Genomic DNA, 17764 nt, shown 5'->3' with positions numbered 1-17764 from the left:
GCGTGCGTCGCTCAGACCGGCGTGACCTGAGCGACCAGCCAGCGGTTGTCCGCCTTGTCCAGGGTGACCCGCACCCGGCTGCCCGAGGTAGCGCCCTCAGGTGAGTCCTTGCTGGTGGTCAGCTGGTTCAGGTACAGCAGGACGACGGCGTGTTCAGGATCCGCCGAGACCACACCCTCGGCCTGGGTGGTGGCCTTGACAGTGAGCTGCTTCTCCTTGGCGCCCGGCGCGATGGCCTGCTCGATCAGCTTCAGGTAGTCGGCCCGGAACGACTCGGTGAGATTGTCGGCCGCCCTCGGCAACTCGGTATCGACGGTGGCGGGCTCATAGGTGAACATCGCGCTCACCGTCCGGCTCGCGGTGCTCATCGCGTCGGTGCGCGCCTGCTCGGTCTTGTCCTGCTGCCACAGCTGATACCCGCTGACGCCCAGGATGACGGCCGCGATCACACCAGCCGCCGCGAGGGCGCCGAAGACGATCTTGATTCGCTTGCTCATCCCACGAACTCCACTTTCGACACGGTCATCCCGGAATCGCCCTTCGACACGGTGATCCGGAATCGGTACTGGCGCGACTGCGGTTCGGCCGACCCGGTGTTGCTCACCATCTGCTTCGCGGCGACCAGCACCTTGGCCGAGTTCTCGTCGACGGACTCGATCCCCGACTCGACGACCTCGCCGGTGGAGACCACCTTCGCCTGCTTCACCACATCCATGAACGGGTCGACGCGACCGTCGAACTCGTTCTTGAACTCGCCCGAGGCCACCGCCAGAATCCGGTCGATGTCCTCCTTGGCGGAGTCGGCGCGAATGGTGGTCAGGTTGATGACCGCCTGCCGCGCGGTCTGGGTGTACTGCGCGCGCAGATCCTCGTCCTGGCTCCCCGACCGGGCGGCGAGCGCGGCGAAGGTGGCGCCGACGACCAGCGCCAACACCAGCACCGCGGCCGCGGCGAGCCCGATGATCTGCCCGAGCCTGGCCAGCTTCACGTCTTCTTCGTCGAGCTCGGCCGATTCCTCGTCGACCTGGTCGGCCACCACCTCGGGCTTCGTCAGCACGACGGGAGCCGCGACCACCGTGGCGTCCTTGTCGGGAGCCGCCTCGGCACCGGCCACCTCGGCCGGTTCCACCGCTCCCGCGTCGACTGTCACGTCGACGACCTTCACATCCTCTACCGGCGGGCCCGCCGACCGGGCTGCCCGGCGACGCGGGCGGCCTGTGTTGCTCTCACTCATCTCTGCTGCTCCTCCAACATCGCCTGCCAGCTGGCCGGGACGGTGCCCGAGCCATCGGAGGCGATATCACCTTGGCGGTACATGCGTCCGTCCGGGCCGAGATAGCTGCCCGTGGACGGATCATAGGGGCGCGCGGCGGCGGGGGTGACTCCGCCGGTGGACGCGCCGGTGGGGGCCGAGGCCGGGGCTACCGGCTGCGGCGCGCCGAACGGCGGGTTCGTGCCCTGCGGCACGTACCCCGTCCGGCACAGTTCGGGAGTGGGCGCCCGGACGCCGGGATACTCCATGCACGGACTGTTGCGAATACCGCGCACTTCGATCGGAGAATCCTGAGCTACCTTGCAGTACAGCCCTTCCGGAGTGTCGATCGGGCTGAAGTCACTCGGCTCACGCCACTGATCGGCGGGCAGGAAGCCGGTGGTGCAGGCGGGTGGGTCGTGAACCACCGTCATGAAGTCGACCATCGCGCCGTACTTGGTGGGTCCGCGCAGGACTGTCCGCAACGCCGCGATCAGCGGCGGGAAAACGACCAGCAGTTGTTCGAGGCCAGCGTGATACGTCACCCCGACCTGGCCGAGACTCACCAGATTGCTCGCCAGCAGCGGCAGGGTCGGACGCAGGCTCTGGAACTGCTCGGTCACCTTCTGCATCGCGGAAGGGCTGTTGCGCAACAGGTTTCGCAAGGTCGGGTCGGACTCGCGGAGCTGATCGGTGAGGGTCGCGAGATCTGTTGTCCAGGAACGGATATTGGCATCGGACTGGATCTGGGTGTCCAGCAGCGGGCCGATCTGATCGAGCAGCTTCTTCGTCGGTTCCACATCGGTTTCGGCCTGCTGCACCAGCAGCGCCGCCGAGTCGATGAATCGCTGCAGGTCAGGGCCCGCGCCGTTGAACGCCTGGAACGCCTCGTCGATCACCTGGCGCAGCCGGGTATCGGCGACGGTGGAGAGCAGCTTGTCGGTCTGGTCCAGCAGCGAGCCGACGTCCTGCGGCAGCCTGGTGCGCTGCACCGGGATCACCGAACCGTCGCGCAGATCCCCCGAGGTGGAATTCGCCTCCGGCACCAGGTCGACGTACTGCTCGCCGATCGCCGAGACACTGCGCACCCAGGCGATCGAGTCCGACGGCACCTTGTAATCGCTGTCGATCGACAGGTCCGCCTCGACCCCAGCCGTGGTGAGCCGCACCGCCTCGACCTTGCCGATATTGGTGCCGCGGTAGGAGACATTGGCGGTCGGATACAGCCCGCCGGTGGCGGCGAGCTGGACGGTCACCCCGTAGCGGCCGATCCCGAACATCGCGGGTAGCTGGATGTATGTCCCGCCCATCACGACGAGACCGATCACGGTGAGTACCGCGAAGATCGCGAGCTGAACGTGGACGAACCGGGTGAGTTTCATCGTCCCGCCCCTTCCTGGCCGGGCAGCGGCACGGTGATTCCGGGGATGGAGGGCAGGCCGGGAATGGACGGCAGTCCGGGCAGGGTCGGCGTCGGTGCCGCACTGGGTGCGGGCGCCTGCGGGAGCTTGGTCGGATCGCCCGCGTCGGTGGCCGTCGTCGGCGCGAAAGTACCGAGCACGCCCTCGACACCACCGAAGCGTCCGCCGAGCGGAGTGCCGGTGAGCCAGTTGCTGTCCAAGCGCTTACCGGTCAGGTCGAAGGTGATGAAGAGGTTGAGGTAGTCACCCTTGATCGCGTTGCCGATGTTCTTGATCGGGAACGGGAAGGAGGGAATGATGCCCATCGCGTCGACGAGGTTGGTGCCGGTGTTCGCCAGGGTCTCCAGCACCGGGCCGAGGCTGGCCAGGTTGGCCTTCAGGTCGTCACCGCTGGTCTGGATGATCCGCTCGGTGACATCGCTGAGCTCACCCAGCGCGGTGACCGCCCTGGTGATGTTGGCGGTGCGGTCGGCGAGTGCGGTCAGTGCCGGGTGGATCTCGTCGATCGCGCGGGCCAGCACATCCTTCTGGTCGGCGAAGTTGCCCACCACCCGGTCGAGGCCCTCCATCGCGGCGATGATGTTGCCGGTCTGCCTGTCCAGGCCGGTGGTCAGTTCGTTGAGCTGCGGCAGCAGATCGGCGATCTCGGCCTCGCGACCGTTGAGCGCCGCGTTCATCTCCCTGGTGATGGTCTCGAGCTGGGCGATACCGCCGCCGTTGAGCACGACCGACAGCGAAGACAGCACCTGCTCGGTGGTCGGGTAGGCGCCGGCCCGCTCGAGCGGGATCACGTCGTTGTTCCGCAGTTGTCCCTGGGCGGGCGTATTGGTAGGGGCGGACAGTTCGACGTGATTGCTGCCGAGCAGGCTGGTCTGCCCGATCTTGGCGATCGCGTTGGCGGGCAGTTTCACCTCGGGATTCAGCGACACCGTGACCAGCGCGTGCCAGCCCTCGACATCGATCCCGGTGACATTGCCGACCTCGACGTCGTCCACCCGCACCGGCGAATTCCGGGTCAGCGTGGTGACATTGGGCATCTGGATCCGCACCGTGTACGAGCCGGGGCCGGAGCCCTCGGAGCCGGGCATGGGTAGCGAGTTCAGCCCGTCCCACTGACAGCCGGTCACGCCGAGCGTCACGGCGACGCCCACCGCCAACCCGGCGAGCATGCGTTGGGGCGTCATCGTTGTCCTCCTGGAACCGCGAGTCCGGCGAGACCGTTCGGCACGGTGATCGGCGCCGTCGCCGGGGCCACCGGCGCGGACGGCACCTCCGCGGCCAAACTCGGCGGGCTGTACGTCAGCTGGCCGGGCAGGGCCTGCGTGCCGCCGACCGGGTTGAGCATGATCGGCACGTAGTTCATCGCCAGCGAACTGATCACCGGAGCGATGAATTCCGCGCACAGATCCGCCGACCGGTCCGAGTCGTTGTGCTCGAGCGCGCGGATGGAACCGCAGAGGAAGGTCAGCGGGCTGGACGTGTTGTTCAGTGACACAGAGCCGCTGAGCGAGCCCTGGGCCGGCTTGTAGATCTGGTAGAAGTTCACCAGCGCGGTCGGCGCGGAATGCAGCAGCCGTTCGATCTCCGGCCGCTTGTCCACCAGCGTCTGGGTGACATCGGCGAGCCGTTCGACACCGTCGGTGAGCTCGGCGCCACTGCCTTCGAGGAAGCGCTTCACATCGGCGAGCGCCACATCCAGACTGTCCAGCCCCGCACCCAGCTCCTCCGACGCACCCGCGAGTACCGAGGCCACCGAGGCCAGGCGGCCGCCGAACTGCACGATCTGCTCGTTGCTCGCCGAGAGCACCTCGACGAACTTCTGCAGATTGCGGATGGTGCCGAACAGGTCGGTTCGTCCGTCGGACAACGTATTCAGCGTCGCCGACAGTTCACGCAGGGTGTCACGGAACTTCTGGCCGTTGCCGTCGAGGTTGTTCGCGGCAGTGTCGACGAAACGCCCGAACGAGCCCTGCTGGTCGTCGCCGACCGGCCCGAGAGCGGTTGCGAGATTGGAGAGTTCGGCCTTGATGTCGTCCCACTCCACCGGGACCGCGGTGCGCTCGATCGGGATCTGCGCGCCGTCGGCCATCTTCGGGCCACCGTCGTAGGCGGGCGCGAGCTGGATGAACCTGGCTGACACCAGCGACGGCGCGATCAGCACGGCGCGGGCATCGGCGGGCAGGTCGATGCCGCGGTCGACCGACATCCGCACCTGTACCCGGCCCTCGCCGGGCTCGATCGAGTCGATCTTGCCGATCTTGACTCCGAGCATCCGCACCTCGTCGCCCGCGTACAGGCCGGTGGTCGAGGTGAAGGCGGCGGTGATCTTGGTCTTGCCGATGCCGAGCGTGGTGTAGACCCCGACCGCGACCAGCGCGACGATCACCACCACGGCGACCGCGAGCGTCCAACGCGGCACGCCACGGACTTTCGATGCGATACCACTCATCGCGGCGGATCCTCCTCGGTCGGCACGATGCTCGGCGGCGCCGGATGCGTGAAGATGTCGATCAGGTCCTGCGGCAGGTGCTCGGGCCAGACCAGCGCGTCCACCAGTGGACGCAGCTCGGTACTGGTCGCGTTCACCACGTAGGCGTTGAACCACGGACCGTTGCCGACCTGCTCGCCGAGTGCCGAGGCGTAGGGGCCGATCCCCTCCAGCGCCTCCGACAGGTTCTCCTTGTTGCGCTGCAGCAGGCCGAGCACCGAATTGAGCCGGTCCAGTGTCGGTTTCATCTGCGCCTCGTTGTCGGCGACCAGCCCGGAGAGCTGCTTGGCGACCGAGTCGACGTAGACGATCAGCTGGTTGATGGCGGCACGGCGGTTGTCGAGTTCGCCGAGCAGGTTGTTGCCGTCGAGCAGCAGCGCGTTGAGTTGCGAACTACGGTCGGCCAGCACCTTGGTGACGTTCTGCGCCCGGCCGAGCAGATCGGTGAGCGCCTGGTCGCGCGTATTGATGCTGCGCGAGAGTGCGGTGACGCCGTCGAGGGCGTTGCGCAACGGGCCCGGCGTGTCGGCGAAGGCGGCCGAGAGCACATCCAGGGTCTTGTCGACCTGATCCATGTCGAGATCGCGGACGGTCGCGCCGAGGTCGCTGAGTGCCTCGTTGAGCGAGTACGGCGAGGTGGTCCGGTCGAGCGGGATGGTGTCGGAGGTACGCAGCGCGCCCTGTCCGGTCGGCACCACATCCAGGGATTTGCGACCGAGGACCGTGTTGGTCTTGATCGCGGCGGATGTCTTCTGGCCCAGCACGATCGACTCGTCGAGGGTGAACTTCACCAGCACCTTGGGACCGTCGAGCGAGACCTGGTCGACTTCGCCGGAACGCACGCCGGCCACGTGCACCGGGTCACCCGGCACCAGCCCGCCCGCGTCGACGAAGAACGCGGTGAAGGTCGCGCCGGAGCGGATGAACGGCAGCTTGGTGTACTGCAGGGTGGCGAGCGAGATCGTCACCACCAGCACAATGCCGACGATGCCGATGGTGACGGCCGACGACTTCTTCTCACTCATTGGGCGTACACCTTCCGGTCGCCTGCAGGCCCGGCGCCTTCACTTCCATCGGCTGACCGTTCGGGCCGTCGACAACGAAGTTGGTGCCGCAGATGTACAGCTGCAGGAACGAACCGTAGGCGCCGACGCGGACGAGTTGCTTGTAGGTCTGCGGCAGCTTCTCGAGCACCCATTGGAGGTGGTCGGAGCCGTTGTCGAGGTTGGTGGCCAGCCTGCCGGTCTGCTCGATCGTGTTGCGCAGGTCGGGGCGAGCGGTGGTCAGCAGGTCGTTGAGTTCCTTTGTCGCACCGGCGATCCGCGGTAGTGCGGCGCCGATCGGGTCGCGCTCGGCGGCCAATCCGCTGACCAGGCGCTGCAATTCGTCGATCGTGGTGGCGAACTGCTCGTCGCGATCGTCGATGGTGGCCAGCACGGTGTTCAGGTTGTCGATCACGCTGCCGATCAGGGCATCGCGGTCGGCGAGGGTCTTGGCGAAGCTGCCGCCGCTGTTGAGCAGCGAGACCAGCGTGCCGCCCTGGCCCTGGAAGATCTGCAGCAGCGCCGAGGTCAGGTCGTTGACCTGACCGGGATCGAGCCCACGCAGCAGCGGCTTGAAGCCGCCGAGCAACAGGTCCAGATCCAGTGCGGGCGTGGTCTGCTCCTTGCCGATGGTGGCGCCGGCGGGCAGCTCGCGGGCCGAACCCGGACCTTCCTTCAGCTCCAGGTACCGGTCACCGACCAGGTTCTCGTACTTGATCGCCAGGCGGGTGCTGGAGAGCACCGAGTACTTGGTGTCCACGTCGAACTCGACATGGGCGAGATCGTCGTCGCCGACCTTCACCGAGGTCACCGAGCCGACCGGCACACCCGCGATCCGCACCTTCGACCCCGGCAGCATGCCCGAGGAGTTGGTGAACACCGCCTTGTACCCGTTCTCGCTGGAGAACCGTGCCTGACTCAGCACGATCGCCAAGCCTGCGAACACGAGCGTCATCACCACGGTGAAGATCGCGAGCTTGACTGTCGTCGCCGTGTTTTTCACCGTGTCACTCCCGGCAGTCCTTCCAGCAAGAGCTGGAAAACCTTTGGTGCGCTGTCGTTCAACGCGAGCGGCGCGGTGCTGGGTGTGTACACCGTGCCCTGGCTGGTATCGGTCACCACATAGTTCGAGTGGCTGTCCGGAGCGCGGGTGACCACACCCTCACAATGCGGTCCGCCGGTGGCGTTCACCTTGGGCAGGTCCTTGGGGTAGGTGTAGGGCTTGGAGCCGGGCATGAGCGAGGCGTTCATACCGACGCCGGGCAGCACGCCGCCGAATACCTCCTCGGCCAACGGCATGATCGGGCCGAGGCCGTCGATGATGCAGCTCAACGCAGGCGCGTATTCGAACAGCAGGCTGGTCGTCGGCCGCAGCAGGTCGAGCGCGGTGACCAGGTCGGATTCGTTCTCCCGCAGCACCGAACCGGTGGTATCCGACAGTCCGATCACGTTCACCAGCACATTGTCGAGCTCGGCTTGCATCTCCGACAGCGTCTTCGCGGTGACCGTGGCGTTGTCCACGGTGCGCAGCAGCGCGCCGGAGGCATCGGCGTAGATATTGGTCACCTGGGCCGTCTTGTCCAGATCCTGTTGCAGCGTGGGCAGATAGGGGTTGATCTCGCGCAGGTAGCGATCCGAGCGGACGAGCAGATCGCCGAACTTGTCGCCGCGGCCCTGCAGTGCGGTGCCGAGCGCGGTCAGCGTGGCGTTGAGCTTCTCCGGTTCCACCTGGGCGAGCACGTCGGACAGGTGCTGGAACAGCGTGTTGAACTCCACTGTCACCGAAGTCGCCGCGACCGTGCTGCCCGGCTTCAGCGGGCTGGACGACGGCTGTTCGGGGACAACGAAGTTCACGTACTTGGCACCGAACACCGTGGTCGAGCGAATGTCGACACCCGCGTTCGACGGCACCAGCTTCAGCTGTTCGGGGTCGACCTCGAGCAGGATCTGCGCGCCGTCGTCGCGCAGGTTGATCTCGGCGACCCGGCCGATCTCGACGCCGCGCACCTTCACCTTGGCGTCGGGGTCGAGCACGAGGCCCGAGCGTGGAGCGTCGACCAGCACCTTCGCGGTGGTGGTGAACGCGCCTTGGAAGAGGGCGAACGCGAAGGCCGCGAGCCCGACGAGCAAGCCGACCATCGTGAGCGCGGCGAGCTTGCGCCCGAGCCCGCCCTGCAATGCGGCAACGATCCGTGAAGTGTCCATCACGCTATCCCGAGAGGTGGAAGTTGCCGGAGGTGCCGTAGATGGCCAGCGAGATCAGCAGCGTCACAGTGACGACAGCGATCAGTGACGAGCGCACCGCGTTGCCGACCGCGATGCCGACGCCGACCGGACCACCCGCGGCGTGGAAACCGTAGTAGGTGTGGATGAGCATCACGGCCAGTGCCATCACGATCGCCTGCGCGAACGACCACAGGATGTCGCTCGGGATGAGGAAGGTCGAGAAGTAGTGGTCGTAAACGCCTGCCGACTGCCCGTAGATCACGACGGTCGCGAACCGGCTGGCGATGAACGAAGCGATCACCGCGAGTGCGTAGAGCGGCACGATAGCGATCATGCCGGCCAGCACCCTGGTGCCGACCAGGAACGGAATCGGCCGGATCGCCATCGATTCCAGCGCGTCGATCTCCTCGGCCACGCGCATCGCGCCCAGCTGCGCTGTCGCGCCTGCGCCGATGGTGGCCGCCAGTCCGATGCCGGAGATCACCGGTGCCGCGATACGCACATTGATGAGGGCGGCGAAGAAGCCGGTCAGTGCCTCGACGCCGATATTGCCGAGCGAGCTGTAGCCCTGCACCGCGATGGTGCCGCCCGCCATCAGAGTCAGGAAGCCGACGATCACCACGGTGCCGCCGATCACGGCCAAAGCGCCGCTGCCCATGCTGATCTCGGCGATGAGGCGGATGGTCTCGGTGCGGTAGTGCACCAGCGCGCGCGGCACCGAGCCGAGCGCCTTGACGTAGAAGATCGCCTGATCTCCCAGGGAATCCACCGATTTCGACATGCGATCGAAACGGCGGACCGTGCGCGGAAACTTGCTGCGAACTATGAATGCCATGTGGTCACCGCACCGTGAATTTCAGGCCGATCGCGGTGACAACCACATTCACCACGAACAGCGCCATGAACGCGAATACCACTGTTTGGTTCACCGCGTCACCGACGCTCTTGGGTCCGCCTTTGACCTGCAGCCCGAGATAACAAGCGACCATTCCGGCGATCAGGCCGAACAGGCCCGCCTTGATTTCGGAGATGATCAGCTCGGACAGATTCGTCAGCAGCGGAATCCCGTTGACGAAAGCGCCGGGGTTCACGCCTTGGAGAAAGACCGAGAACACGAAGCCGCCGGCGATGCCGATGGTGCACACCAGGCTGTTGAGCATCAGTGCCACGAACATCGAGGCGAACACGCGCGGCACGACCAACCGGCTGATCGGGTCGATGCCGAGCACCTTCATCGCGTCGATCTCTTCGCGAATCGTGCGTGCGCCCAGGTCAGCGCAGATCGCGGTGGCGCCGGCGCCGGCGACGATCAGGACCGTGACGATCGGGCCGACCTGGGTGACGGCGCCGAACGCGGCGGCCGCGCCGCTGAGGTCAGCGGCGCCGATCTCGCGCAGCAGGATGTTGAGCGTGAAGACCACCAGCACCGTGAACGGGATGGCGACCAACAGCGTGGGCACGATCGAGACGCGAGCCACGAACCATGCCTGGTCGATGAATTCGCGCCATTGGAATGGCTTGCGGACGGTGGCTCGTGCCACTTCCGCGCCGAGTTCGAAGAAACCGCCGACCGCCCGCAACGGGACAGCAAGGAGGTTGTTCATTCCGAATCCTCCTCTTTCGACGGGCGGACCGATGTGTCCGCGTACCCGTACTTCACCGCCACCCCGATCTGAAGACTGCCCAAAGACTAGAACATGTTCCTACTAATGTCTGCCATATTCGTAGACTCAGAGCAGGACTTTTTCTCGTAAAACGCTGTCAAAACTGAAACGGATACTTATTCAAATCGGCGACCTTCCTGTGAGGCGGCACACACCCCGACGGTCATGTCTACCAATACCTGGACTGGTGATCAACACGACAGGCGAGACAATTCCGGCGAGGTGTGCGGCCAGCCAACATCAGGCAAACCGTGGACTGGACCGCTCAGCCCAGATCGCGGAGGTCGCGCGCCGAAAAGGTGTGATCCGCGGGGCGCTCTGCGAAGTAGCCACCGAGGGTGGCGGCCAGGTCGGCCTCGGACCATTCGGCACCCGCGGCATCGAAGCGCTGCTCGACCGTCGGCGCCGCCATCAGCGCCACCATCGGTCCGTAGACGACGAAGACCTGACCGTTCACAGCGTCGGCCGCGGGCGAGGCGAGATAGGCCACGAGCTTGGCCACGTGCTCGGGCGCGAGCGGGTCGACCGTACCTTCGGGCGCGTCCGCGAAGACCGCCTCGGTCATCGCGGTCCTGGCCCGGGGGCAGATCGCGTTGGCGCGCACGCCGTACCTGGACAGCACGCGCGAGGCGGTGAGCGTGAGGGCGGTGATACCGGCCTTGGCCGCCCCGTAGTTCGCCTGTCCTTCCGGTCCGAGCAGGCCCGCCTCCGAGGAGGTGTTGACCAGCCGGCCGTAGACCGGCTCGCCCGCCGCCTTGGATGCCGCGCGCCAGTAGGCGGCCGCGTTGCGGGTGAGCAGGAAGTGTCCGCGCAGGTGCACCGCGATCACCGCGTCCCAGTCCTCGTCGGACATGTTGAACAGCATGCGATCGCGGGTGATGCCCGCGTTGTTGACGACGATGTCGAGCCCGCCGAGCGATTCCTGCGCGGTCGAGACGAGCGCGTCGGCCGTCGAGCGCTCGGCGATGGAGCCGCCGACGAATTCCGCCTTGCCACCGAGCTCGCGGATGGCGGCGATGGTCTCGGCCGCCGCGTCCTCGGTCAGGTCATTGACGACCACCGCCGCACCGGCCGACGCCAGCGCGAGAGCTTCGGCCCTGCCGAGCCCGGCGCCCGCACCTGTCACGATCGCGACCCGGCCCTCCAATGAAATCTGCGTCACACTCATTCGGCCGACTCTAGAACGTGTTCCACCATCCGACAAGAGCGGATCACGCCAACCTCAGCGCGGCCTTGGGGCACTGCGCCACGGCCTCCTCCGCGTCGGCGAGGCGATCGGGCGCGACATCGCCCTCCGCGACGGTCAACATGTCGTCGTCATCAAGTTCGAACATGTCAGGGGCGATTCCTACACAAACGCCGTTCGCTTCACACCGGTCGAAATCGACGATGATCTTCATGAGAACTTCCTTCCACACGGTCTTCGCGACACTAACCCAGACAGCCCGGTCCCCGAAGCGGAACAGGCGCCGAATCACCATCAATACTGGAACATGTTCCAGTTCATATGCAATGATCGGTTTCGGCGGGGCTCACCCCCTGCGCCCCGCCACCCGCCCTTTCAGCTCGACACCGAGGTAGGAAGCATGCGCGTCGCGTATACGCCGCAGCAGGAAGAATTGCGCGCCGAGCTGCGCGAATATTTCGCGAAGCTGATGACGCCGCAACGCCGCGCGGCGCTGAGCATGACGACCGGCGAATACGGCTCCGGCAACGTCTACCGCGAGGTCGTGCGCGAGATGGGCCGCGACGGCTGGCTCACCCTGAGCTGGCCCAAGGAGTACGGCGGCCAGGACCGCACCACGATGGATCAGCTGATCTTCGTCGAGGAAGCGGCCATCGCGGGCGCGCCGGTCCCCTTCCTGACGCTCAATTCCGTGGCGCCGACGATCATGCAGTACGGCACCGAGGAGCAGAAGAAGTTCTTCCTGCCCAAGATCGCCTCCGGTGAGCTGCACTTCGCCATCGGCTACTCCGAGCCGGGCGCCGGTACCGACCTGGCCTCACTGCGGACCACCGCGGTTCGCGACGGCGACGACTTCGTCATCAACGGCCAGAAGATGTGGACCAGCCTCATCGCCTACGCCGACTACATCTGGCTGGCCGTGCGCACCGATCCGACCGCCAAGAAGCACAAGGGCATCACGATGCTCATCGTGCCGACCGACGTCGACGGGTTCTCCTGGACGCCGGTGCACACGATGGCCGGACCCGACACCAGCGCCACCTACTACCAGGACGTGCGGGTACCCGTCTCGTCGGTGGTCGGCCCGGAGAACGGCGGCTGGTCGCTGATCACCAATCAGCTCAATCATGAGCGCGTCGCCCTCACCTCGGCAGGCCCGTTGGCGCTGGCGGTCGCGCAGACCGTCGAGTGGGCCCGGGAAACGACTCTGCCCAACGGCAAGCGCGTGATCGACCAGGAATGGGCCCGGCTCAACCTGGCTCGGGTGCACGCCAAGGTCGAATACCTCAAGCTGCTGAACTGGGAGATCGCCAGCCGCGCCGATCAGGGCGGCGAGGCCGCGCCGAAGCCGTGGGACGCCTCCGCCTGCAAGGTCTACGGCACCGAACTCTCCACCGAGGCCTACCGCCTGCTGATGGAGGTCGTCGGCCCCCACGCGTACCTGCGCCAGGACTCCCCCGGCGCCGCACTGCTCGGCCGGCTCGAGCGGATGCACCGCGCCGCACTGATTCTCACCTTCGGCGGCGGCACCAACGAGGTCCAGCGCGACATCATCGCCATGACCGCCCTGCGCCAGCCCGCGTCCGCCCGCTGATCCCGAAAGCCGGTATCTCCCCATGGATTTCACTCCCACCGAAGCCCAGACCGATCTCGCCCGGCTGACCGGCGAGATCTGCGCCAAGCTCGTCACCGCCGATCGTCTGCGCGAACTCGACACCGCTGCCCGCTTCGACGAGCAGCTCTGGAAGTCGCTCGCCGAGACCGGCGTGCTGGCCGCCGCGTTGCCGGAAGCCCTGGGCGGCAGCGATTTCGGCATGCTCGAGCAGACCGCGATCCTGCGTGAACTCGGCCGTGTGGTCGCCGCGGTGCCCTACCTGTGGTCGATCGTCCTCGGCGCGGGCGCGCTGGCGAAGTTCGGTAATGCCGCCCAGCAGCAGCTGGCCGCGCGGGCGGGCGCCGGTGAGATCGTGCTCACCGCCGCGCTCGCCGAGGAGCTGCGCGCCACCACCGACGCGCCCGGGATCGTCGCCGAGCCCGCCGGCGCCGGGTGGACGCTCACCGGTACCGCGACCACGGTCGCCGTCGCCGATCGCGCCGAACGAATCCTGGTGCCCGCCATCACCTCCACCGGTGTCGGCGTCTTCGTGGTCGATCCGGAGCACGCTTCGGTCACCCGCACCGCCCAGCAGGTCGTCGACCTGAGCCCCGAGTTCGCCGTCGATCTCGCCGCCACCCCGGCCGAACTTCTCGGCAGCATCGAGGCGGGCGCCGACATCCTCACCTGGCTGCGCGAACACGCCTGGCTCGGCCTGTCGGCCCTGCAACTCGGCACGCTGGAGCGCGCACTCGAGCTGACCGCCGAGCACACCCGCACCCGCGAACAGTTCGGCAAGCCGATCGGTTCGTTCCAGTCGGTGGCCCAGCGCCTGTCCGACGCCTACATCGACATCGGCGGTCTGCGCCTCACCGTCACCCAGGCCGCCTGGCGCCTCGCGGAGGACCTCCCCGCCGCCGAGTCCATTCACATCGCCAAGTTCTGGGCGGCCGAGGCCGGGCACAAGGTCGCCCACACCGTCGTCCACATCCACGGCGGCCTCGGTATCGACCGCGACCACATCACCCACAACTACTTCACCGCCGCCAAGCACAACGAATTCGCGCTCGGCGGAGCAACTCCCCACCTCCTCGCCTTGGGCGCCGAGCTGGCGAACTAGCCCACTCTCGTCCTAGGGCCGGTACCGATCGAATCCGATCGGTACCGGCCCTTTTCGCGTCTTCACGCCGAGGACCCGGTCATTGCGAGGACAGTCGCGCGTTCAGCTCCGCACTCGTGTCTGCACATACTCCGCTGCCTCATCGACGGTCGCCGCCGCAGTCAAGTAGCGCTGGAGGGTGGGGGCGATGTCTTCGATAATCTGTCGCGGAGTGAGCGCGACCACCGGGGGCAGCCGCAGGACGTAGCGACACAGGGCAAGACCCAGGAGTTGGGAGACGATCAGCGCGGCACGGCGGGGGGCGTCGGTGGGGGTGCCGAAGCGGAGGACGGCGGGCAGGACCTGGTCGGCGAAGATCTCGCGGAATCGGGCCGCTACCGCCTCGTCGGTGATCGAGGAGCGCAGCAGGATCAGCAGAACGGTGTTGTCGTTGCCCTCCCAGATCTCAAGGAATCGGCGGATCATCAACTCGCCCATGGTGTTCGGGTCGGCGGCGCTCAGGTCGGGGAGGTCCAGGTCGATCTGGGCTGCGGCGGCGAAGAGGCCGTCCTTGCTGCCGAAATAGCGCATCACCATCGAGGGATCGATCTCGGCGTCGGCGGCGATCGCGCGGATCGTGGCCTTGGCGTAGCCGTCGGCGGCGAAGCGGGCACGGGCGGCCTCGAGGATGGCGGCCTTCGTCGCGTCGGAACGACGGGTGGGAATCTCCTGGTCAGGCATGTCAACGATTGTAGGCCAACAACTGTTGACTTTCATCCGTGAGCGGGTTTACCGTTATGCCTACAAGCGTTGGCAAACAAGCGTTGACCAGGAGTCGAAATGCCCGCCACCTCACTGCCCGAAGCCACCTCCGTCGTCATCGTCGGCGCGGGTCCCGCCGGGCTCACCGCCGCGATCGTGCTCGCCGAAGCCGGCGTCGACCATGTCCTGCTCGACCGACTCGGCGAGGGCGCCAACACATCTCGGGCCGCGGTGGTGCATGCCAGGACGCTCGAGGTGCTCGACGGGCTCGGTATCGCGAATGAACTCGTCGAACGCGGCATCAAGGTGCCGACGTTCAAGCTCCACGACGGCGCGAAGACGTTGGCCACCATCGAGTTCGGCGATCTGCCCACCGCGTTCCCGTACACGCTGATGGTGCCGCAGGACGTCACCGAGCAGGTTCTGCTCGACCGGCTGCACAAGCTGGGCGGCACCGTGCACCGGCCGCTCACCGTCACCCGCGTCACCGGCGAAAACAGCAGCGTGACTGTCGAATACACCGATGAGCACGACCGGCAAGGCGTGATCAGGGCCGACTACGTCATCGGCGCCGACGGCATGCACAGCGTCGTGCGCGAGCAAACGGGCATCGGCTTCACCGGCGGCACCTACCCCGCGTCGTTCATCCTGGCCGACGTCCGCATGAGCTGGCCGACCCCGCGCACCGAGGTCTCGCTGCACCTCTCCCCCGAAGGCGTCACCGTCGTCGCCCCGCTCCCCGACGACGAGGCCAACCGCTACCGCGTCGTGGCCACCGTCGACGAGGCCCCCGAACACCCCACCCTCGACGACGTCCAGGCCCTCCTGAACACACGCGGCCCCGCAGGCGACATCCGAGTCGACGAGGTCCTGTGGAGCTCCCGCTTCCGCGTCCACCACCGCGTAGCCGACCACTACCGCGCAGGCCACATCTTCCTGGCAGGCGACGCCGCCCACGTGCACAGCCCGGCAGGCGGACAGGGCATGAACACCGGCATCCAGGACGCCGGCCTGCTCGCCACCCTCCTGACGAAAGTCACCGCAGGCGAACCTGATTCGATCCTCGATACCTACGAAACCGTCCGCAGGCCGATCGCCCTCGACGTCGTGGCGTTCACCGATCGCATGACCACGATGGCCACTTTCCAGTCCGCGCCGATCCGCTTCGCGCGCAACACCGCCCTGCGCCTTCTCAGCCGCATCCCCGCGGTGCGTGGCCGATTGGCCTACCAGCTCTCGGAACTCGGCAATCGCTGACCGGAACCCGGTTGTCCGCAACTGTTTTCGAACACGACGAAAGCCCGCCCGGCGACGCTGCCGGGCGGGCTCGTTCGTGTGGAGAGGGTGCTACGCCGAGCCTGCCTCCGCGTGCTCGTCGGCGGGGCGTTCGTCCGTCTGGGACTTGGCCCAGCGGTAGTCCGGCTTGCCCGCGGGCGAGCGCTTGATCTCATCGACGAACCACAGGCTGCGTGGCTGCTTGTACGACGCGATCTCCTGGGCCAGTACCGGTTTCAGGTCGGCCAGCGTGGGGCGCTGGTCGCCACGGCACTGAACCACGGCCACGACGCGCTGGCCCCAGCGGGCGTCTTCGACGCCGACGACGAGGGCGTCGAAGACATCGGGGTGGGCCTTGAGGGCGCCCTCCACCTCTTCGGGGTAGATCTTCTCGCCACCGCTGTTGATGCTCACCGAACCACGGCCGAGCATCGTGACCGAGCCGTCCTCCTCGACGCGGGCGTAGTCACCGGGAATCGCGAAACGAACCCCGTTGATCACCTTGAACGTCGCGGCCGACTTGACCTCGTCCTTGTAGTAGCCGAGCGGGATGTGCCCGCTGCGCGCCAGCAGGCCGACGACGCCGGAACCCGCTTCGACCGGATTGCCATCCTCGTCGAGCACCTGGGTGGCCGCGTCGATCTTCACCCGGGGACCACCGGTGTGGGTGGCGCCCTTGGCGACCAGGGAGAGTCCACCGAAACCGGTCTCCGAGGAGCCGATGGAGTCGGAGATCATCCGGTTGGGCAGCACCTCGAGGAACTTGTCCTTGAGCGACGGCGAGAACAGCGCCGCACTGCTGGCCAGCACGTACAGGGTCGAAAGATCGTAGGGCTCACCGGTTTCCGGGTTGCCTTCGGCGAGAGCGTCGAGCATCGGGCGCGCCATCGCGTCACCGGTGATGAAGATCAGGTTGATGCCGTGCTTGTCGACGGCCTGCCACACACCGTGCCCGCTGAACTCGGGAATCATCACGGCCTTGCCACCGCCGAACAGGCTGTGGAAGGTGGCCCACTGCGAGCCGCCGTGGATCATCGGCGGGATCGGGAACCGCACCATCTGCGGGTTGGCCGCGCCGACCTTGGCCAGCTCCCATTCGTCCTTGACGTACTCGCCGGTGACGAAGTTGATGCCTGCGCCGAGGACGCGCCAGACATCCTCGTGCCGCCACATCACGCCCTTGGGCAGCCCCGTGGTACCACCGGTGTAGAGCATGTAGATGTCGTCGGGCGAGCGCTCACCGAAGTCTCGTTCACCCGACGAATCGGCCAGCGCCGCTTCGTAATCCACGGTGTCCGCGCCGGTGGGCCCATCGGTGCCGTCCTCGACCACGATCACCGTCTTCAGGCCCGGCACCTTCTCCCGCACCGCCGCCACCTTGTCGGTGTAGCGGCGCTCGTGGATCAGCGCGACCATGTCGGAGTTGTCGAAGATGTGCAGTAACTCGTTCTCGACGTAGCGGAAGTTGACGTTGATCATCACCGCCCTGGCCTTGAAGACGGCCACCATCGCTTCGACGGCCTCGACAGTGTTCCTGGAATAGATTCCGACTTTGTCGCCGGGACGCACACCCTGTTCCAGCAGGTAGTGGGCCAACTTGTTGGCCCGCTCCTCCAGTTCGGCGTAGGTCGATTCTCGATGTTCGCCGACCAGCACGATCCGGTCGGGCATCAAGTCGACGGCATGTTCGACGAGATCGGCTATGTTGTAGCTCACAAGGACAAAAATAGAACGTGTTACTGTTTCTGACAAGA

At 66.6% G+C, this 17764-nt stretch carries 17 protein-coding genes; 3 read left to right on the top strand and 14 right to left on the bottom strand.

From position 1 onward, the window contains the following. Nucleotides 1–11: 11 nt before the first annotated feature. The 12 genes from ACFTS5_RS16895 to ACFTS5_RS16840 all read right to left on the bottom strand — a co-directional run bounded on the left by ACFTS5_RS16895 (nucleotide 12) and on the right by ACFTS5_RS16840 (nucleotide 11494). Complete coding sequence (locus tag ACFTS5_RS16895) at nucleotides 12–497, bottom strand: h domain protein (RefSeq protein ID WP_378631700.1); 486 nt, start codon at nucleotides 495–497, stop codon at nucleotides 12–14. Then, a complete protein-coding gene (locus ACFTS5_RS16890; RefSeq protein WP_378631699.1) occupies nucleotides 494–1234 on the bottom strand; it encodes a hypothetical protein in 741 nt (246 codons plus the stop codon). Before ACFTS5_RS16890 ends, ACFTS5_RS16895 begins: the two co-directional genes overlap by 4 nt. After that, nucleotides 1231–2634: an MCE family protein gene (locus ACFTS5_RS16885; protein ID WP_378631697.1), complete on the bottom strand. Its 1404-nt coding sequence runs from the start codon at nucleotides 2632–2634 to the stop codon at nucleotides 1231–1233. The genes ACFTS5_RS16890 and ACFTS5_RS16885 overlap by 4 nt, the downstream gene beginning before the upstream one ends. Then, a complete protein-coding gene (locus tag ACFTS5_RS16880) occupies nucleotides 2631–3857 on the bottom strand; it encodes an MCE family protein (protein WP_378631696.1) in 1227 nt (408 codons plus the stop codon). Before ACFTS5_RS16880 ends, ACFTS5_RS16885 begins: the two co-directional genes overlap by 4 nt. Next, entirely contained in the window at nucleotides 3854–5122 is a 1269-nt protein-coding gene (locus tag ACFTS5_RS16875) for an MCE family protein (RefSeq protein ID WP_378631694.1), read from the bottom strand. Before ACFTS5_RS16875 ends, ACFTS5_RS16880 begins: the two co-directional genes overlap by 4 nt. Next, nucleotides 5119–6186, bottom strand: a complete 1068-nt coding sequence (locus ACFTS5_RS16870) for an MCE family protein (protein ID WP_378631693.1) — start codon at nucleotides 6184–6186, stop codon at nucleotides 5119–5121. The genes ACFTS5_RS16875 and ACFTS5_RS16870 overlap by 4 nt, the downstream gene beginning before the upstream one ends. Beyond that, a complete protein-coding gene (locus tag ACFTS5_RS16865) occupies nucleotides 6179–7207 on the bottom strand; it encodes an MCE family protein (RefSeq protein WP_378631691.1) in 1029 nt (342 codons plus the stop codon). The genes ACFTS5_RS16870 and ACFTS5_RS16865 overlap by 8 nt, the downstream gene beginning before the upstream one ends. Then, the gene (locus ACFTS5_RS16860) at nucleotides 7204–8409 is read right to left on the bottom strand and encodes an MCE family protein (protein WP_378631689.1); all 1206 of its coding nucleotides are present in this window, start codon (nucleotides 8407–8409) and stop codon (nucleotides 7204–7206) included. The genes ACFTS5_RS16865 and ACFTS5_RS16860 overlap by 4 nt, the downstream gene beginning before the upstream one ends. A gap of 4 nt (nucleotides 8410–8413) precedes the next feature. Then, a complete protein-coding gene (locus ACFTS5_RS16855) occupies nucleotides 8414–9265 on the bottom strand; it encodes an ABC transporter permease (protein WP_062982725.1) in 852 nt (283 codons plus the stop codon). 4 nt (nucleotides 9266–9269) lie between these two features. After that, nucleotides 9270–10034: an ABC transporter permease gene (locus ACFTS5_RS16850; RefSeq protein ID WP_101464635.1), complete on the bottom strand. Its 765-nt coding sequence runs from the start codon at nucleotides 10032–10034 to the stop codon at nucleotides 9270–9272. Between the two features lie 325 nt (nucleotides 10035–10359). After that, complete coding sequence (locus tag ACFTS5_RS16845; protein WP_378631687.1) at nucleotides 10360–11262, bottom strand: 3-oxoacyl-ACP reductase; 903 nt, start codon at nucleotides 11260–11262, stop codon at nucleotides 10360–10362. A 43-nt stretch (nucleotides 11263–11305) separates the two neighbouring features. Then, nucleotides 11306–11494, bottom strand: a complete 189-nt coding sequence (locus ACFTS5_RS16840; RefSeq protein WP_056819344.1) for a ferredoxin — start codon at nucleotides 11492–11494, stop codon at nucleotides 11306–11308. Nucleotides 11495–11680: 186 nt separating this feature from the next. Between ACFTS5_RS16840 and ACFTS5_RS16835 the strand changes: the two genes are divergently transcribed. Continuing rightward, nucleotides 11681–12874, top strand: coding sequence for an acyl-CoA dehydrogenase family protein (locus tag ACFTS5_RS16835; RefSeq protein WP_378631686.1), 1194 nt, complete (start codon nucleotides 11681–11683; stop codon nucleotides 12872–12874). Nucleotides 12875–12896: 22 nt separating this feature from the next. Continuing rightward, on the top strand, nucleotides 12897–13994 hold the full coding sequence (locus tag ACFTS5_RS16830) for an acyl-CoA dehydrogenase family protein (RefSeq protein WP_378631685.1): 1098 nt from the start codon (nucleotides 12897–12899) through the stop codon (nucleotides 13992–13994). A gap of 102 nt (nucleotides 13995–14096) precedes the next feature. Here ACFTS5_RS16830 and ACFTS5_RS16825 read toward each other — a convergent pair whose 3' ends face one another. After that, nucleotides 14097–14714 carry a TetR family transcriptional regulator gene (locus ACFTS5_RS16825; RefSeq protein ID WP_378631683.1) on the bottom strand — a complete coding sequence of 206 codons (618 nt, stop codon included), beginning with the start codon at nucleotides 14712–14714 and terminating at the stop codon, nucleotides 14097–14099. Between the two features lie 99 nt (nucleotides 14715–14813). Between ACFTS5_RS16825 and ACFTS5_RS16820 the strand changes: the two genes are divergently transcribed. Further along, entirely contained in the window at nucleotides 14814–15992 is a 1179-nt protein-coding gene (locus ACFTS5_RS16820) for an FAD-dependent oxidoreductase (RefSeq protein ID WP_378631681.1), read from the top strand. 90 nt (nucleotides 15993–16082) lie between these two features. Here ACFTS5_RS16820 and ACFTS5_RS16815 read toward each other — a convergent pair whose 3' ends face one another. Next, entirely contained in the window at nucleotides 16083–17726 is a 1644-nt protein-coding gene (locus tag ACFTS5_RS16815; protein WP_378631680.1) for an acyl-CoA synthetase, read from the bottom strand. Nucleotides 17727–17764 lie beyond the last annotated feature (38 nt).

Source organism: Nocardia sp. NPDC056952 (assembly GCF_042674185.1).
Classification (GTDB): domain Bacteria; phylum Actinomycetota; class Actinomycetes; order Mycobacteriales; family Mycobacteriaceae; genus Nocardia.
The sequence above is the reverse complement of the archived record's forward strand: the minus strand, read 5'-3'. Positions and strand labels throughout refer to the sequence as shown.

Coding starts and splice junctions, on each gene's coding strand:
- ACFTS5_RS16895 (WP_378631700.1), bottom strand. CDS start 497: ATGAGCAAGCGAATCAAGATCGTCTTCGGCGCCCTCGCGGCGGCTGGT.
- ACFTS5_RS16890 (WP_378631699.1), bottom strand. CDS start 1,234: ATGAGTGAGAGCAACACAGGCCGCCCGCGTCGCCGGGCAGCCCGGTCG.
- ACFTS5_RS16885 (WP_378631697.1), bottom strand. CDS start 2,634: ATGAAACTCACCCGGTTCGTCCACGTTCAGCTCGCGATCTTCGCGGTA.
- ACFTS5_RS16880 (WP_378631696.1), bottom strand. CDS start 3,857: ATGACGCCCCAACGCATGCTCGCCGGGTTGGCGGTGGGCGTCGCCGTG.
- ACFTS5_RS16875 (WP_378631694.1), bottom strand. CDS start 5,122: ATGAGTGGTATCGCATCGAAAGTCCGTGGCGTGCCGCGTTGGACGCTC.
- ACFTS5_RS16870 (WP_378631693.1), bottom strand. CDS start 6,186: ATGAGTGAGAAGAAGTCGTCGGCCGTCACCATCGGCATCGTCGGCATT.
- ACFTS5_RS16860 (WP_378631689.1), bottom strand. CDS start 8,409: ATGGACACTTCACGGATCGTTGCCGCATTGCAGGGCGGGCTCGGGCGC.
- ACFTS5_RS16855 (WP_062982725.1), bottom strand. CDS start 9,265: ATGGCATTCATAGTTCGCAGCAAGTTTCCGCGCACGGTCCGCCGTTTC.
- ACFTS5_RS16850 (WP_101464635.1), bottom strand. CDS start 10,034: ATGAACAACCTCCTTGCTGTCCCGTTGCGGGCGGTCGGCGGTTTCTTC.
- ACFTS5_RS16845 (WP_378631687.1), bottom strand. CDS start 11,262: ATGAGTGTGACGCAGATTTCATTGGAGGGCCGGGTCGCGATCGTGACA.
- ACFTS5_RS16840 (WP_056819344.1), bottom strand. CDS start 11,494: ATGAAGATCATCGTCGATTTCGACCGGTGTGAAGCGAACGGCGTTTGT.
- ACFTS5_RS16835 (WP_378631686.1), top strand. CDS start 11,681: ATGCGCGTCGCGTATACGCCGCAGCAGGAAGAATTGCGCGCCGAGCTG.
- ACFTS5_RS16830 (WP_378631685.1), top strand. CDS start 12,897: ATGGATTTCACTCCCACCGAAGCCCAGACCGATCTCGCCCGGCTGACC.
- ACFTS5_RS16825 (WP_378631683.1), bottom strand. CDS start 14,714: ATGCCTGACCAGGAGATTCCCACCCGTCGTTCCGACGCGACGAAGGCC.
- ACFTS5_RS16820 (WP_378631681.1), top strand. CDS start 14,814: ATGCCCGCCACCTCACTGCCCGAAGCCACCTCCGTCGTCATCGTCGGC.